Origin of the sequence: Nonomuraea jabiensis (assembly GCF_014204795.1) — a bacterium.
Taxonomy (GTDB): Bacteria; Actinomycetota; Actinomycetes; order Streptosporangiales; family Streptosporangiaceae; genus Nonomuraea; species Nonomuraea jabiensis.
On the sequence record NZ_JACHMB010000001.1, the window covers coordinates 285,185 to 298,859 of the forward strand.

Below are 13,675 nucleotides of genomic sequence, written 5' to 3' on the forward strand. Positions count from 1 at the left end.
TTGGGCCTTCACCACGAACGCTCACCACGCGCTGTACGGCCCCTGGGAGTTGCCGTCCTGAACCGGGTGGCGCTGCCGCGGCCGAGGCCGTCGCCATTGTCGGCCCGCCCTGCCATGATCACCTCGTTGGCTCCCCGAGGGAAGGCAGACGAATGAGTGGTGCCATGGCAGCGTCCTACGGGTGGCTCCGAGAGGAGTTCACCGATGACATGGGAGAGACCTGGCTCTCCGCCGGCTTTGTACGGGATGTGTCCCCTGGGGAGGCCCTGCGGCGGATGGGCGTCACCCCGTGTTCGGTGGCCGAGTTGTCCGTCTGCGGTGTCGCGGCATATGCCGCCGACGGCGGAACGTTTCTAGTCGAGTCCGGCTGGATGCGGGCCATCCATGACCAGGCTCCTCTGCTGTCCGCAGGCACGGCCGCAGCCGCGGTGTTCATGACCATGAAGAACGACGGCTTTACGTACTGCGTCGACGGCCGATCAATCACCACGTTCGGCCTGTACGCCTACTCTCGCCGCAGAGGTTCCGACCCTGACCGGCTCCAAGCGGATGTCGAAACTCTCGGCATGGACATCGCCGGTGAGCAGCCGGAAATCACCGATCCAGTCTCCAGCGCTCTCGCCCTTGCCGAGCGCGCTACGGGCGTCCACCTGTCTCCCGCCCGCTATGCCGGTCCGGCCTTGATCGGATCCACCGACCACCTCTGAAGATCCGGATCGCCGACCTGGCCCTGCATGGCTGGGAATGTCAGTTCATGATCCTAGACTTGCCGGCCATGACCGATCCTCGCACTGTGTCGTTCGAACTCGGCGTTCATTATGGGCAGGCGTACCTGATCGACGAGACCGACGACGCCATGGGCCCGGAGGGCATACCCGCCGACCATCCTGTGCATCCCGTCGGGATCATACGGGTGGATGGCGGCGACGCCTTCCTGATCACGGGCCTGCACACGGGAGCGGTCGGTTTCTCGGTGACCGTGGCCGGTCACGACCCAGGGGCCGACACCCACGGGTACGAGGACATCGTGGAGATCAGCTTGAAGTCCGAGGCCGGACAGCTGGCCCTGTACGAGTGGGGCGGCGGGGACGTCCATGAGCTGCCCACGCTGCCCGCGGGACCGGGCTGGTACCGACTGCGCTACCACGCTCAGAACATGGACGAGGCCGCGGAAGTGGACACCTCCGACGAGGTCATCGACCGCTATCTCCTGCAGATCTGGCCTCAGGACGAGTCGACACCGCGCGTGATCAAGAGCACGAGCGGACACCTCGCCTACTGGCGCGAGCCGCGCTGACACCCAGGAGGCCCCGCTGCCAACGGCGCATCACCTGACGACGGGATCTGTTCCTGTCGGTGCCGGCTGGCACCATGGCGACATGCCTTTGCAGCCCATCGATGTCTCTTGGCTCCGCGGCGAATACTCCTGCGAGTATTACAGTTTCATCTACGTGCGCGCCACGCCTGAACAGGTGGTAGCGCGCCTCGGCGGTCGGTGGGAGGACTTCACGCCTGGCCCCTTCCCCGGCGACTCGGATTACTTCCCAGACCCCGGGGAGCCTCTCGGCGTCACCTCCATCGGCGATTGGACGTTCGTCGTGGACCCTGACTGGCTCGGCACCCGCCAAGGTGTGATCACTGAGCTCTCCAAGGGCACCCGCCTGGTCTCCCAAGCCGCACTCGCCGTCAAGGGCCTCGACTACTTCTACTGGTGCGAGGACGGCAAGATCAGATTCTGCTGGGGAGAAGATGACGGAGATCTGATAGGGACCCCGGACGAACTCGTGGACACGATGGCGGACATCGACCGGCTCTACCCGCAGTTCTCCTATCTCTACGATGGGCCGGCTTTCCTGCTCGTCGAGCACCTGACCGGGATCAGGGCGACGGAGCGGCTGCTGAAGGACTCCACGTTCAGGTGGGGCGTCGTCCCAGCACCGGCCAAGGAAGGATGAAAAGGCTCACTCTTCTGCGGTCTTACGGTTTGCCACGAGCGCGTGCCGGCCGCCGTTCAGCAACCCGATTCGGCTCTTCGAACATCGACAGCAGCCAGGTCCACGGCGGCGCATCAATCGCTCGCGAGCGCCGCGTGGACGGATGAGACCGCACCCGCGCCATCGCCGACAGCGCTGGCCACTCGTTTTGTCGAGCCCGAGCGGAGGTCGCCGACCGCGAAGACTCGGGGCGCGCTCGTCTCGAAAGGCAGGGGCGTACCGGACGATCTGGTGGGCAGCCGGCTGTCCGTGAGGACGAAGCCGTCGTCGTCCTTGGCCAGGCCGGCCGGCCAGCTCGACACCGGGTCGGCGCCGATGAAGCAGAACAGCGCGCGGCAGGCCAGCCGGTCTTGCCGTCCATCCGGCCGTTCGACGACGATCGACGCGAGAGTGCCGTCGCCCGCCAGTTCGCGAACCATGTTGCCGGTGTGGAGCCGGATCCGGGAGTGCGTGCGGATCCGGTCGGCCAGGTAGGACGACATCCGGGCTCCGAGCTCGACACCGCGGACGATCAGATCCACCGCCGCGCCATGGGCGGCAAGGGAGAGGGCTGCCTGCCCGGCCGAGTTGGCGCCCCCGACGACCGTCACAGGCTTAGGGCTCCTCCGGGCTCGGACCACGCGTGGGCTGGTGGGAGAGGAAGGTCGTGCGACGGCCGTCAATCTCATGCCCGAGAGGTTACGCGGGCGTACTTGATGATGACTTGGTCCGGCGTTCAGTAGGCGTCCATCACCCGGAGGCGCCGGGTGGCGCGGCCAGCATCAGGTTGGGGTCGGTGGCCGTGGTGTAGGCGGCGCTGAGCACGTAGACGGTCCGGTCGCGTACGGCCACCGACGTGGGGTTCTGCAGGCCGGCGGCGGCCGTCAGAAGGGTCTTCGCGCGGCCGGCGGCGTCGATGCGGACGACCTTGTTCGGCCCGTTGAGGGCCGCGATGACCTGGTCGTCGCCGGTTCCGGCGAAGGCGATGTCGTCGATGCCCGCCAGGCCGGCGGCCTTCACCCGGACGGGTCCGGGACGGCCCCGGTCGATCGGGATCCGCAGCAGGGTGCCCCGGTCGAGGTTGGTGACCCAGACCGCGCCATGGCGCACCTTGATGCCGTTGGCGCCGAGGAACCCGGTCGCGGAGAGTTCACGCGCCGCCGACCAGACCCGGGCGCTGCCACCGTCCAGCGGCACGGTGGTGACGGTGCCCTTGACCGAGTCGGTGAGGTAGAAGGTCTTCGCGGGCTCGTCGTAGGCCAGGCCGTTGGGCAGCCCGCCGGCCGGCAGCGCGGCGATGCGCTGTGGCTCCTGCCCGCGGCGCAGCCGGTAGAGGCCGGTGGTCGCGGCGTCGCCGCTGGCGTACAGGAAGTACAGCGTGCCGTCGCCGGTGCGGACGATGCCGGTGGTGAGCGCGAACCCGAGGGCTGGGGTGCCGGCGCCGCCGTCGGCGGGGGCGGGGAGGGTGGCCAGGATCCGGGTGGCGCCGGACGGGCTGATCGCGGCGACCTGGCGGGCGGAGGCGAAGGTGACGTAGGCCGTGCCGTCCGGGCCGAGCGCGACGTTCTCCGGCAGCTGGCCCTTGGCCAGGTCGAAGTGCGCCACGATCCGTGACGTCACCGCCGGCGGGCGGGCCTGCGCGGTCGAAGGGGACGGTACGGCGGCGATCGTCGCCGCGTTCGACGGCGGCACGGTCACCAGAGCGATCCCGGCCGCCACGGTGGCGACCGCCAAGGTGAGCATCCTGTTGCGCAATTCTGATCCTTTTCCGTAAGGGCACCGCGAACGGCGGTTCGCGGGCGTGTGACATCGGACGCCGCCTTCGGCAGCGCCTGGGATGGCGTGAGGGAGGAGTCAGCCGGTCATTTCCGCGCCGGCGCGTCGCGCCGAGGGTCCTGGGCGGCGGCAGTCCCGGTGACCGCGCCGTGGACGAGCAGCGTCATCGCGGCGCGTGAGGGCGACCCGGGCGGGGTGGTGGCGAAGACCACCGCCTGTCCGTCGCCGGTCCACAGCGTCTGCTGCGTTACCAGCATGGTGCCCACCAGCGGGTGACGCATCTCGTAGGCCGCGTCGGCGCCGGACTTGACCCGATGGTCGGCCCACATCGTGGCGAACTCCGGGCTCTTGACCGTCAGCTCCCCGAGCAGCGCGGCCAGCAGCGGGTCGTCCGGGTGCCGCCCGGAGGCCGTCCGCAGGGTCGCCACCACTGTCCGCGCCTTGGCGGCCCAGTCGGCGTACAGGTCACGGGTGTGCGCGTCCAGGAACATCAGGCGCGCCATGTTGGGCCGCTGCCGCGGCGTGTCAGGATCGTCCGTGGCCAGGTGGCCGGCGTACAGGGCGTGGCCTGCCGTGTTCCAGGCCAGCACGTCGCTGCGCCGGCCGAGCACCACCACGGGCACGTCGCCCAGCGTCGCGATCAGCTGGCGCGTCGCCGGGCTGACCCGTTCCGGGGCGGGCCGGCGGCCGGGGCCCCGGCGGCGGCCGCCGGTGGCCAGCTCATGCAAGTTCCGGCGTTCCGCCTCGTCCAGGCGCAGGGCCCGGGCCAGCGCGTCCAGCACCTCGGGCGAGGCGTTGGCGGCCTGCCCCTGTTCCAGGCGCGAGTAGTACGACGTGCTCACCCCGGCCAGCAGGGCCAGCTCCTCCCGGCGCAGCCCGGGGACCCGGCGGCGGTCACCATAGGTGGTGACGCCCACGTCGTCGGGCTGCAGTCGGGAGCGCCTGGTCTGCAGGAACTCGCCGAGCTGTCGTCTCGCGTCCATGGCTGACAGTATTCGCGCCCGGCTCCCACCCCAGCCACACCCTGCCAGTGTCAGGCGAGCGCGTTCGTGGCCGCAGGGTCACCAGGCGCTGGTCTCCACGGTGACGGCCGGAACCAGCTCGTTGCGCAGTGCTTCCAGGAACGTGACGATCTCGGCGGCGACCGAGCGGTGTTGCAGGTCGTTGAGCACGTCGTGGTGGGCGCCGCGCACGACGGTGAGCCACGCCCTCGGCAGCGTCTTGGCCGCCCGCGCGATCGCGTCACGGTCCGCCAGCGGATCGGCCTCCCCGACCAGCAGCAGCTGCGGGATCTCGGCGGCACTCTCGTATGCCGCGTCCAGGAGTTCCCGGGGCACGGCGCCGGCCAGTGCGCCGCGTTCCACGGCCGCATCGCCGGTCAGGACGCCGCGGTGGGTGGGACAGTGGGTCCGCATGTCGAGCTCGTCCTCCCATCCGCCGCCGGCCCGCGAGCCGTTGCCGGGCAGGCCCGCGAGCACTGCCGCCTGCGGCCACCAGGCCGCAAGTGAGGAGGCCGTGGCGAGCAGGGCGGCGAGCCCGGCGGCGCCGAGGTCGGAGCCCACCAGCTCCAACGGACGCGGCCGGCGCGCCGGCGTCAGGTTCATCCGTACGGCCGACCTCCCCGGCCTGCACCGCCCTGACCGCACCACCTACGTCTTCGACGTCCGCTCAGCGGTCGAATTCGCCGGCGGGCAACTCGACGGCTCCCGCCACGCCCCCGGCGGGCAACTCGTCCAGGAGACCGACCACTACGCGCCGGTGCGCGGCGCCCGCATCGTCCTCGTCGACGACGACGGGGTCCGCGCCGCGATGACCGGATCGTGGCTCGCCCAGATGGGCTGGGAGACCTGGGCGATCAGCCCCGCCGCCCCCGAGGACCTCACCCGGCGAGGCGAGGAGCCCGATCCCCTGCCGGAGCCGCCCCAGGTCGACACCGTCGACGTGGCGACCCTGCGCGCCTGGCTGGGCCCTGGCCGGCCCCCCACGGTCGTCATCGACGTCGCGCCCAGCCGGGAATACGCCGCCGGGCACATCCCCGGCGCCTGGTACGCCATCCGCGCGCAACTGCCCGCCGCGCTCGGCGCGATCGGCCCTGCGGCCCGGTTCGTCGTCACCTCACCGACCGGCGTGCGGGCGCGCTTCGCCGCGGCAGACCTACGCCGGCTCACCCGCGCGCCGGTGTTCAGCCTGGACGGCGGCACTGCGGCGTGGCGCACCGCCGCACCACTGGAATCGGACCCGGCGCGCTACGCGGTCGCTCCGGCCGACCGGTACCGGCGCCCGTACGAGGGTGTGGACAACGCCCGGACGGCTATGGAGGCGTACCTCGCGTGGGAGTTCGGGCTGGTCGGGCAGCTCGAGCGGGACGGCACCCACCACTTCCGGGTGATCCAGTGAGCCGGGCCGGTTCGCCTCCGTCCGGGCCGCGCCCGAGGACCCCCAGGGCTATAACCCGATATATTGAGTAGGAAATGTTGACTTTAGGCGAGCGTCGCCGTAGCTTCGTGGTCATGAGCCCCCTGACCAGGCGTCCGAGGCGGTGACCTCGCCCACCTCGACGGCCGCCCCCTCGACCGCCGTTCCCGACAGCGGACCGGCGCCCGTCACCCGGCGATGGCGGCCGGCGACCCGCAGGATCATGGTGCGCGTGCTCGCCGGGGCCGCGCTCCTCGTGCTGTGGCAGCTCGCCGCGGCCGCGGCGGCCAATCCCTCCTTCATCCCCTCCCCCGGCGCCGTGTGGGAGCAGTTCCTGCGGTTGTCCACGACGCACGACGGCATCCGCGGCTACAGCGGCAGCCTGCTCGTCGAGCACCTGGGCATCAGCCTGCGACGCATCCTCATCGGATCCGCGATCGGCGTGGCCGGCGGGCTCGTCGTGGGCGTCGTGCTCGGCACCGTGCCGTGGATCCGCGTCGTGGCCGAGCCAGTGGTCACATTCGTACGGGCGCTGCCGCCGCTGGCGTACTTCAGCCTGCTCATCATCTGGTTCGGCATCGACGAGACGCCCAAGCTGTGGCTGCTGGCGATCGCGGCGCTGCCGCCGGTCGCGGTGGCCACCGCCGCCGCGGTGCACGGCGCGCCGTCCCACCTGGTCGAGGCCGCCAGGGCGCTGGGCGCCAGGCGGCGCGACGTCATCCGGGACGTGGTGCTGCCCAACGCGCTGCCGGAGATCTTCACCGGCGTCCGGCTGGCCGTCGGCATCGCGTACTCGTCCGTGGTCGCCGCCGAGACGGTCAACGGCGTACCCGGCATCGGCGGCATGGTCCGGGACGCCCAGCGTTACCTGCAGACCGACGTCGTGGTGCTGGGACTGCTGGCCATCGGACTGTCAGGCCTGCTCATCGACGGTCTGCTGCGGGTCGCGGAGAAACGGCTCATCCCCTGGCGGGGCCGCTCGTGACCCGCCGCACGTCCCTCATGAGGAAGCCGCCATGCGTCTGAGATTCCTGCTGTCCTTCGTGCTGATCGCGGTCCTGGCCGCCTGCGGTGACGGCACCGCGTCCCAGGGAGGCGGTGGCGGCGCGGCGGCCAACCGGATCCGCCTCGCCTACCAGGCCTTCCCCAGCGGCGACCTCATCGTCAAGAACAAGAGGTGGCTGGAGGAGGCGCTGCCCGGATACCAGATCCAGTGGACGAAGTTCGACTCGGGCGCCAGCATCAACACCGCCTTCGTGGCCGGCAGCGTGGACATCGCCGCCATCGGCTCCAGCCCGGTGGCCCGCGGGCTGTCGGCCCCGCTGAACATCCCGTACCAGGTGGCTTTCGTGCTCGACGTGGCCGGCGACAACGAGGCCCTGGTCGTCAGGAACGACAGCGGCGTGTCGGCGATCGAGGGCCTGCGCGGCAAGAAGGTCGCCACGTCGTTCGCCTCGACCGCCCATTACAGCCTGCTGGCCGCGCTCGAACAGGCGGGCGTGCGCGAGTCGGAGCTGACCATCGTCGACCTCGAACCGCAGGACATCCTCGCCTCCTGGACGCGCGGCGACATCGACGCCGCCTACACCTGGCTGCCCACCCTGAAGGAGCTGAAGAAGAACGGCAAGGTCCTGATCGCCAGCCGGGAACTGGCCACGGCCGGCAAGCCCACGCTGGACCTCGGGGTGGTGTCCACCGCGTTCCTCAAGGCGCACCCGGAGGCGGTGGACGCCTGGCGCAAGGCCGAGGCGAGGGCCCTGCAGCTCATCGCCGACAACCGCGCCGAGGCCGCCGCCGCCGTCGCCGCCGAGCTCAACCTCACCAAGGAGGACGCCGCGGACCAGCTCACCCAGGGCGTCTTCCTCAAGCCCGCCGACCTGGCCTCCCCCGAGTGGCTCGGCACCCCCGAGCGCCCCGGCGCCCTGGCCCAGAACCTCGTCAGCGCCGCCCAGTTCCTCAAGGACCAGCAGAAGATCGAAGCCGTACCCGACCTGGCGACCGTGCGGAACGCCATCTACAACAAGGGGCTGCCCGGTGTCCTCACCCCTTGAGATCGGCACGCAGGCCGCCGTCCACGTGAAGGATGTCGTGCACGTGTACGGGACGGGCACGGACATCGTGACCGCGCTCGGCCCGATCTCGCTCGACGTGCCCCGCGGCTCGTTCCTCGTGATCGTCGGGGCGTCCGGCTGCGGCAAGAGCACGCTGCTGCGCCTGATCGCCGGCTTCGAGCGGCCCAGCGCCGGCGTCGTCCGTACCGCCGGAGCCGCGCCGGTGCCCGGCACCGGCGCCGGGATCGTGTTCCAGCAGCCCCGGCTGTTCCCCTGGAAGAGCGTGGGCGGCAACGTGGAGCTGGCCCTGCGCTACGCCGGCGTCCCCCGCGAGGAGCGCGCCCGCCGGGTGCCGGAGCTCCTGGAACGGGTCGGCCTGCGCGACGTGGCCCACCGCCGGACCTGGCAACTGTCCGGCGGTCAGCAGCAGCGCGTGGCCATCGCCAGGGCGCTGGCGGGCGACGATCCGCTGCTGCTGCTCGACGAGCCGTTCGCGGCCCTGGACGCGCTCACCCGCGAACGGCTGCAGGAGGACCTGCGCCGGGTCAGCGAACAGACGGGCCGCACCTCCGTGTTCGTCACCCACAGCGTCGAAGAGGCCGTCTTCCTCGGCAGCCGCGTCGTCGTACTCACCAGCAGGCCCGGCCAGATCGCCCTCGACCTCGACATCCCCCTGCCCCGCACCGGCCTGGAGCCCGACGAGCTCCGCGCCCTCCCCGAATACACGGCCCTGCGTGCCACCGTCAGCCACGCCGTCCGCGAAGCCGCCGGATGACCACCACAGAACAGGAGCGCACATGTCCACACCCCTGGCCGCCACGCTCACCCTGCGCCCGCTCGGACCGCACTTCGGCGCCCGGGTAGAAGGGCTCGACCTCGCGACCGCCGACGACGAGGAGCTCGCCGCGGTACGAGCCGCCCTCGTCGAGTGGAAGGTGCTCTTCTTCTCCGGGCAGACCCTCGACGAGGACACCCAGGTTGCCCTGGGCCGCCGCCTCGGCGAGCTGACCGCCTCCCACCCCGTCGTCGGCGGCGTGGACGAGGCGCACCCGGAGATCTACGCGCTCGACAGCGCCGACAACGGCTTCGCCGACGTCTGGCACACCGACGTCACCTTCATGCCGCGCCCGCCGCTCGGCTCGATCCTGCGCGCCGTGGTGCTGCCTCCCACCGGCGGGGACACCAGCTGGGCCGACAGCCAGCTCGCCTACGACTCGCTGGCCGCACCCGTACGGGAACTGGCCGACCAGCTCACCGCGGTGCACGACGGCAACCGCGAGTTCGGCTACTACCTGGCGCAGCGGCGCGGCGGCAAGGGCAGCGTCTGGGAGGGCGAGGTCGTCACCCGGCTGGACCCGGTGGAGCACCCCGTCGTCCGCGTCCACCCCGAGACCGGGCGCAAGGGCCTCTTCGTCAACCCCGGCTTCACCTCGCACATCGTCGGCGTCTCGGAGGCCGAGAGCCGCCACATCCTCGACCTGCTCTACGCCCACCTGACCAAGCCGGAGCACATCATCCGCCACCGCTGGCGCCTCGGCGACGTGGCCATGTGGGACAACCGCAGCACCGCCCACTACGCCAACCGCGACTACGGCACCGCCCACCGGGTCATGCACCGCATCACGCTCCGCGGCGACCGGCCGTTCGGGCCGTCGTCCCCCCGCTGAAGGGAACGGCCCGTCCCTCCCTGCCGGAAGCGGCGGACGGGCCCCACGCCGCGATCGTCCTCGGTCGCGCCGGTCTCAGCTCAGCGCTGCGCATAGGACATCGAGATCATGCGGCGTGCGCACGTCCTGCGCATGACCGCGAACCCGACCGGCGCCTGGACGGCCCAGCAGGCCCGTAACCTGCTCATGGACCTCGGCGAGCGGCTCGGCTCCTTCCGCTTCCTCATCCCTGATCGACCAGGGTCTTCGCCGGCGCGGGCGTGACGGTGGCCAAGACCCCGCCGCGCACGCCGCAGGACAACCGCCGCTCCCAGCGGCCCCCGATCATGACGATCACAGCGTCCTGCCGCCGGAGGGGCGGATCGAACACCGGAGGCGCTCCGCGGGTTGATCAACGAGCCGGCAGGGCTTCAGCGGAGGGGGCAATCAAATCGATAGCAGCGAGACATAGGCTGGTTCTCATGTTCCGCGATGAGGATCTTGCCCTGCTCGCACGGCCTCTCTACGCCTTCCTCACCGTCGCGCCACGCGGTGAACGCTGGCCCGCGCCGCGCCCGGTGTGGTTCGAGGTATCCGACGACGGTGACCTGCAGATGTTCTCCCTCCCGGACGCGCCGAAGCTCGACCGTCTCCGGGAGCACCCCCGTGCTTCCGTCGTCGTCGCGGCTCCGCCTGGTGAGCCCGAACATTGGGTAGCGGTGGAGGGCTCGGTCACTCTCCACGATGAGGGTGGCGCCGAACTCGCGGCTCGTCTCGCCCAACGATATTGGGACATGAGCGACCCGAAGTACCAGAAGTTCCTCGACGAGTGGCGCGTCGGGGGCGTGGTGCGCATCGTCGTTCACCCAGAGGTGGTCAACCGCTTCTCCGCCTGAACAGCCAGACATCGTCGAAGCGTCGCGGACCCTGTAGATGCAGCCGCCAGCACGCGCCCCGTCCGCCGGGTGTCGGGTAACAGCACCCCGCTGAACATGCATCGTCGCTCCTACGGCTCACCGGCGGCACTGGATCAGTCGCATTGCTGGCGACTTTCCTGAGGGCGCCGAATATTCATCCGCGCAAGTCATGGAGGTAATGCGTTCCCTTACGCTCGGTCGCGCACCCCGGACGGCATGGCGCTCGACCGTGCTGTTGCAGCTCAGGCCCAGTTTGCAGCTGACCCGACGCGACCGGCACGGGCCGTCGTCCACTGTCCTCTTCAAGGAAGTCAGAGAAGATTTAGGCCGGGTCACCGGAAGGGAGCTCGATGGTGAATGACTTGACAGTCAGCACACTAGATATGTCATTCCCGCCACCGTGCGCGCTGATGTCGCTGCGAGTCCGGGCAAGTAAGGAATGAAACGACGCCTCCTGGTTTTCTGGACCAGTGCCGTGCTGCTGTCGCTCCTCCCTCACTGGCAATCCCTGAATGCGGACTCTGGCATCCAGATATGCGCCTACACGGGTGCCGAAGGCGAATAGATGGGTCACGGCCGGCTGGGCCTGGGCTTCGCCGGCATGGCCACGCTCCTTCCCTTCATTTTGCTGGGGCTGGGAATCGCCGTATGGCGATCGTCACCCAGGACGAGTCGTGTCCTGACGTGGATCGGGGCGGGCGCGGCCCTCGTCACCGCCGCCTACTATGCGCTCTAGGTCCCCGCGTTCTTCTCGCCCTATTGTCCTTCGGGGTCGCAAGGGCTCTCGCTCGTACTTCCGCCAAGCTGGATCACCTGAATTTCCAGCCCGGTGCTTGAGGACCCACCCAGATCACGCCGTCGCCGGGCTCGATATAGCTCCCGGGGATGGCGGATGAGCAGACGCCGGTTCTCGATCCTCACCCAGCACCTGTTTGTCGCCCCCAACTCGATATCTTGAGTGGAATGCGGCCAGGTAATGGTCATGGAGATGACTCTCCTGCCTGTCCACATATCGAATGGAGAAATACCCCTTCGCGTTGTGCGCTCCGTCTTGGTTGACGCGAATGGATACTTATCACATTGCAGCTTGGGAACCGATTTGCCGTTCCGACATGACCTTCGACTGCGCCCGTCCCTGGGCATCCGTCGGAGGCAGGAGCGCTCATGTGCTGCCGCTGTGTGAAACCCTTGGAGAACACCTTTGGGTCGCAGCGGACGACGAGTGCGTACTCACTGCGATTCCCCGTGGGAATCTGGATGGCCTGCATGTTGTACGGAAGTCCGATGTTCCCGAAGATGTTCTCGTACTCGAGCCTGCTCCAGAGCGGCCTGGCTGTCATCACTCCTCTCCTTCCGTTCTCTTCCCGCCATCTCGACCGTAGCTGCTGGCTTCCCAGGTGCTGGTGAAAATGCGGAGTGCGAGTCCGTAGAGCAACCCCGGCCGCTGCGCGACCACACATGGGGAATTGCGGCCGTGTTCTGTGTCGCCGTACAGGGTGATGTACGCGACTTCGTCGGTCAGGATGATGCGATACAGATTCGGCAGGTCGTAGAAGCGCAGCTCGACGACGTCCAGGTGCGACGCCACCTCGCGCACGTACTCGGCGTTGTTACGCACCTGCTCCAGCAGCATGCCCGGCCGCAGTCCCCGGTCGAACCGCCGCAGCGACTCCTCGCGCCTGACCAGCCAGGAGTCCGGTTGCGGGTCGGGAAGCAGCACCCGGACCGCGTCGAGGGGTCGTACCGCACCCGACCAGATGGGCGCGAAGGTGTCCCGGGTGAGTTCGTTGCCGCGCCCGGTGAGCACTGCGACCCACCGCGCCTTGGCGAGGTCGGCGGCCAGTTCGTCCGCTGCCCGCCGCTGCTGGTGGTGCAGTTTGCGCACTCCCAATCCGGAATATCGGGAGAGCGTGGCGACGGCCCAGTCACGGGCACGCGCGGAGAGGATCCATCCCACCGCGACGGAGAGCGCCGTCGCTGCCATCGAGCTGATGACGCCCAGGGTGAAGTCGTTCATCGGTCGTTCTTGAGGTACGGAAGGAGCCGGCGCAGGACCTGGGCGGCGTGCCAGGCCGCGACGCGCTGGGGCGCGTCGGACTTGTTCCGGTCGGCGTGATCGGAGATGCCGCGCACCACCATCCACCGGTGTTGCCGTCCCGAGGCGGCGGACCGTTCGTGGCAGGCCTGCCCGAGCCCGCCCGCTTCCATGTCCACGGCCAGGATCTTGTCGTTGAACGAGGCCAGGAACGCGATCTCCGCGGCGTCCTCGTCGGCGATGACCGCCTCCCCCGACCCGATGGGACCAGCGTGTACGGCCACAGAGCGTGATGTCCCCTCGGGGTCCTCGATCGCCAGGCGGCTGGGTTGGTCGAGGTCGGTGAGGAAGGCGTTGACCGCGTGCCCGACGGCCGCGGGGGCCGGTCGGGTCTCACCGCGGCGGGGGGTGCCCGAGGGCGTGACCTTGCGCAGGTCGTAGTAGACCATCTCGGTGGCCAGGACCACGTCACCGATGGCCACGGACTCGTGGACGCCTCCACCGATTCCCACCAGCACGGCGATCTCGGGGTCGAAGACGCCGACCAGGTTGTTGTAGGCGGCCATGGCGGAGCGTTGCCCCGGCTCCAGGGCCGAGGTTGCGGCCACCGAGACCCCGTCCACGGCTGCCCGGTAGAACGTCAGGTCGCCGACGCGTTCGCTGCGCAGGCCGAGGGCGAGCCGCACGGCCTGGGTCTCGAGCGGGAGGATGGTGATCACTCCAACCTGGACGCGCTCCGCCGCTCCGGCCCGCGGCGAGGGGGCGGTCCGCACCACCTTGGCGTTGCTGCCCACCGCCGAGTCGCGCACGGTCATGGTGCCGCGGTAGTTGAGAATGCCGTCGACGCGCTGCTGGGTCACGA

At 69.9% G+C, this 13,675-nt stretch carries 17 protein-coding genes; 10 read left to right on the top strand and 7 right to left on the bottom strand.

Annotated features, from left to right (window positions below):
* Positions 1-164 precede the first annotated feature (164 nt).
* The 3 genes from HD596_RS01230 to HD596_RS01240 all read left to right on the top strand — a co-directional run bounded on the left by HD596_RS01230 (position 165) and on the right by HD596_RS01240 (position 1,955).
* The gene (locus HD596_RS01230; protein WP_185067470.1) at positions 165-707 is read left to right on the top strand and encodes a DUF6461 domain-containing protein; all 543 of its coding nucleotides are present in this window, start codon (positions 165-167) and stop codon (positions 705-707) included.
* Between the two features lie 68 nt (positions 708-775).
* The gene (locus HD596_RS01235; RefSeq protein WP_185067471.1) at positions 776-1,297 is read left to right on the top strand and encodes a hypothetical protein; all 522 of its coding nucleotides are present in this window, start codon (positions 776-778) and stop codon (positions 1,295-1,297) included.
* 82 nt (positions 1,298-1,379) lie between these two features.
* Positions 1,380-1,955 carry a DUF6461 domain-containing protein gene (locus HD596_RS01240; RefSeq protein WP_185067472.1) on the top strand — a complete coding sequence of 192 codons (576 nt, stop codon included), beginning with the start codon at positions 1,380-1,382 and terminating at the stop codon, positions 1,953-1,955.
* A 113-nt stretch (positions 1,956-2,068) separates the two neighbouring features.
* Here the strand turns inward: HD596_RS01240 and HD596_RS01245 are convergent, their stop codons facing one another.
* From HD596_RS01245 to HD596_RS01260, 4 genes are all read right to left on the bottom strand, one after another.
* Positions 2,069-2,662, bottom strand: coding sequence for an NAD(P)/FAD-dependent oxidoreductase (locus HD596_RS01245; RefSeq protein ID WP_185067473.1), 594 nt, complete (start codon positions 2,660-2,662; stop codon positions 2,069-2,071).
* 61 nt (positions 2,663-2,723) lie between these two features.
* Complete coding sequence (locus HD596_RS01250; RefSeq protein ID WP_221519126.1) at positions 2,724-3,728, bottom strand: NHL repeat-containing protein; 1,005 nt, start codon at positions 3,726-3,728, stop codon at positions 2,724-2,726.
* Between the two features lie 107 nt (positions 3,729-3,835).
* Positions 3,836-4,732, bottom strand: coding sequence for a helix-turn-helix domain-containing protein (locus HD596_RS01255; RefSeq protein ID WP_185067474.1), 897 nt, complete (start codon positions 4,730-4,732; stop codon positions 3,836-3,838).
* A 78-nt stretch (positions 4,733-4,810) separates the two neighbouring features.
* Positions 4,811-5,311: an alpha/beta fold hydrolase gene (locus tag HD596_RS01260; protein ID WP_185067475.1), complete on the bottom strand. Its 501-nt coding sequence runs from the start codon at positions 5,309-5,311 to the stop codon at positions 4,811-4,813.
* Here HD596_RS01260 and HD596_RS64570 point away from each other — a divergent pair.
* Positions 5,265-6,146, top strand: coding sequence for a rhodanese-like domain-containing protein (locus tag HD596_RS64570; protein WP_185067476.1), 882 nt, complete (start codon positions 5,265-5,267; stop codon positions 6,144-6,146). The genes HD596_RS01260 and HD596_RS64570 overlap by 47 nt on opposite strands.
* A gap of 111 nt (positions 6,147-6,257) precedes the next feature.
* On the opposite strand, the gene HD596_RS63480 is transcribed toward HD596_RS64570, so the two are convergent.
* Positions 6,258-6,389 (bottom strand): hypothetical protein, encoded by a 132-nt coding sequence (locus HD596_RS63480; protein ID WP_281398117.1) that lies wholly within the window; start codon positions 6,387-6,389, stop codon positions 6,258-6,260.
* On the opposite strand from HD596_RS63480, the gene HD596_RS01270 reads away from it, so the two are divergent.
* From HD596_RS01270 to HD596_RS01295, 6 genes are all read left to right on the top strand, one after another.
* Positions 6,388-7,149 carry an ABC transporter permease gene (locus HD596_RS01270; protein ID WP_185067477.1) on the top strand — a complete coding sequence of 254 codons (762 nt, stop codon included), beginning with the start codon at positions 6,388-6,390 and terminating at the stop codon, positions 7,147-7,149. The two genes, HD596_RS63480 and HD596_RS01270, sit on opposite strands and share 2 nt — an antisense overlap.
* A gap of 31 nt (positions 7,150-7,180) precedes the next feature.
* Entirely contained in the window at positions 7,181-8,215 is a 1,035-nt protein-coding gene (locus tag HD596_RS01275) for a taurine ABC transporter substrate-binding protein (RefSeq protein ID WP_185067478.1), read from the top strand.
* Entirely contained in the window at positions 8,199-8,990 is a 792-nt protein-coding gene (locus HD596_RS01280; protein WP_185067479.1) for an ABC transporter ATP-binding protein, read from the top strand. The genes HD596_RS01275 and HD596_RS01280 overlap by 17 nt, the downstream gene beginning before the upstream one ends.
* A 22-nt stretch (positions 8,991-9,012) precedes the next feature.
* Positions 9,013-9,882: a TauD/TfdA dioxygenase family protein gene (locus tag HD596_RS01285; protein ID WP_185067480.1), complete on the top strand. Its 870-nt coding sequence runs from the start codon at positions 9,013-9,015 to the stop codon at positions 9,880-9,882.
* 108 nt (positions 9,883-9,990) lie between these two features.
* Positions 9,991-10,146 (top strand): hypothetical protein, encoded by a 156-nt coding sequence (locus tag HD596_RS01290; protein ID WP_185067481.1) that lies wholly within the window; start codon positions 9,991-9,993, stop codon positions 10,144-10,146.
* A 197-nt stretch (positions 10,147-10,343) separates the two neighbouring features.
* Positions 10,344-10,757 carry a pyridoxamine 5'-phosphate oxidase family protein gene (locus HD596_RS01295; RefSeq protein ID WP_185067482.1) on the top strand — a complete coding sequence of 138 codons (414 nt, stop codon included), beginning with the start codon at positions 10,344-10,346 and terminating at the stop codon, positions 10,755-10,757.
* Positions 10,758-12,117: 1,360 nt separating this feature from the next.
* Here HD596_RS01295 and HD596_RS01300 read toward each other — a convergent pair.
* Both HD596_RS01300 and HD596_RS01305 read right to left on the bottom strand, forming a co-directional pair.
* Complete coding sequence (locus HD596_RS01300) at positions 12,118-12,795, bottom strand: hypothetical protein (protein WP_185067483.1); 678 nt, start codon at positions 12,793-12,795, stop codon at positions 12,118-12,120.
* The gene (locus HD596_RS01305; protein WP_313042247.1) at positions 12,792-13,673 is read right to left on the bottom strand and encodes a 5'-methylthioadenosine/S-adenosylhomocysteine nucleosidase family protein; all 882 of its coding nucleotides are present in this window, start codon (positions 13,671-13,673) and stop codon (positions 12,792-12,794) included. The genes HD596_RS01300 and HD596_RS01305 overlap by 4 nt, the downstream gene beginning before the upstream one ends.
* Positions 13,674-13,675: the final 2 nt, after the last annotated feature.

Bases quoted from the DNA above. Each gene is read 5' to 3' on its own strand.
- HD596_RS01235 (WP_185067471.1), top strand. From the start codon at position 776: ATGACCGATCCTCGCACTGTGTCGTTCGAACTCGGCGTTCATTATGGG.
- HD596_RS01290 (WP_185067481.1), top strand. From the start codon at position 9,991: ATGCGGCGTGCGCACGTCCTGCGCATGACCGCGAACCCGACCGGCGCC.
- HD596_RS01295 (WP_185067482.1), top strand. From the start codon at position 10,344: ATGTTCCGCGATGAGGATCTTGCCCTGCTCGCACGGCCTCTCTACGCC.
- HD596_RS01275 (WP_185067478.1), top strand. From the start codon at position 7,181: ATGCGTCTGAGATTCCTGCTGTCCTTCGTGCTGATCGCGGTCCTGGCC.
- HD596_RS01245 (WP_185067473.1), bottom strand. From the start codon at position 2,662: ATGAGATTGACGGCCGTCGCACGACCTTCCTCTCCCACCAGCCCACGC.
- HD596_RS01255 (WP_185067474.1), bottom strand. From the start codon at position 4,732: ATGGACGCGAGACGACAGCTCGGCGAGTTCCTGCAGACCAGGCGCTCC.
- HD596_RS01285 (WP_185067480.1), top strand. From the start codon at position 9,013: ATGTCCACACCCCTGGCCGCCACGCTCACCCTGCGCCCGCTCGGACCG.
- HD596_RS01230 (WP_185067470.1), top strand. From the start codon at position 165: ATGGCAGCGTCCTACGGGTGGCTCCGAGAGGAGTTCACCGATGACATG.
- HD596_RS01300 (WP_185067483.1), bottom strand. From the start codon at position 12,795: ATGAACGACTTCACCCTGGGCGTCATCAGCTCGATGGCAGCGACGGCG.
- HD596_RS63480 (WP_281398117.1), bottom strand. From the start codon at position 6,389: ATGATCCTGCGGGTCGCCGGCCGCCATCGCCGGGTGACGGGCGCCGGT.
- HD596_RS01240 (WP_185067472.1), top strand. From the start codon at position 1,380: ATGCCTTTGCAGCCCATCGATGTCTCTTGGCTCCGCGGCGAATACTCC.
- HD596_RS01270 (WP_185067477.1), top strand. From the start codon at position 6,388: ATGGTGCGCGTGCTCGCCGGGGCCGCGCTCCTCGTGCTGTGGCAGCTC.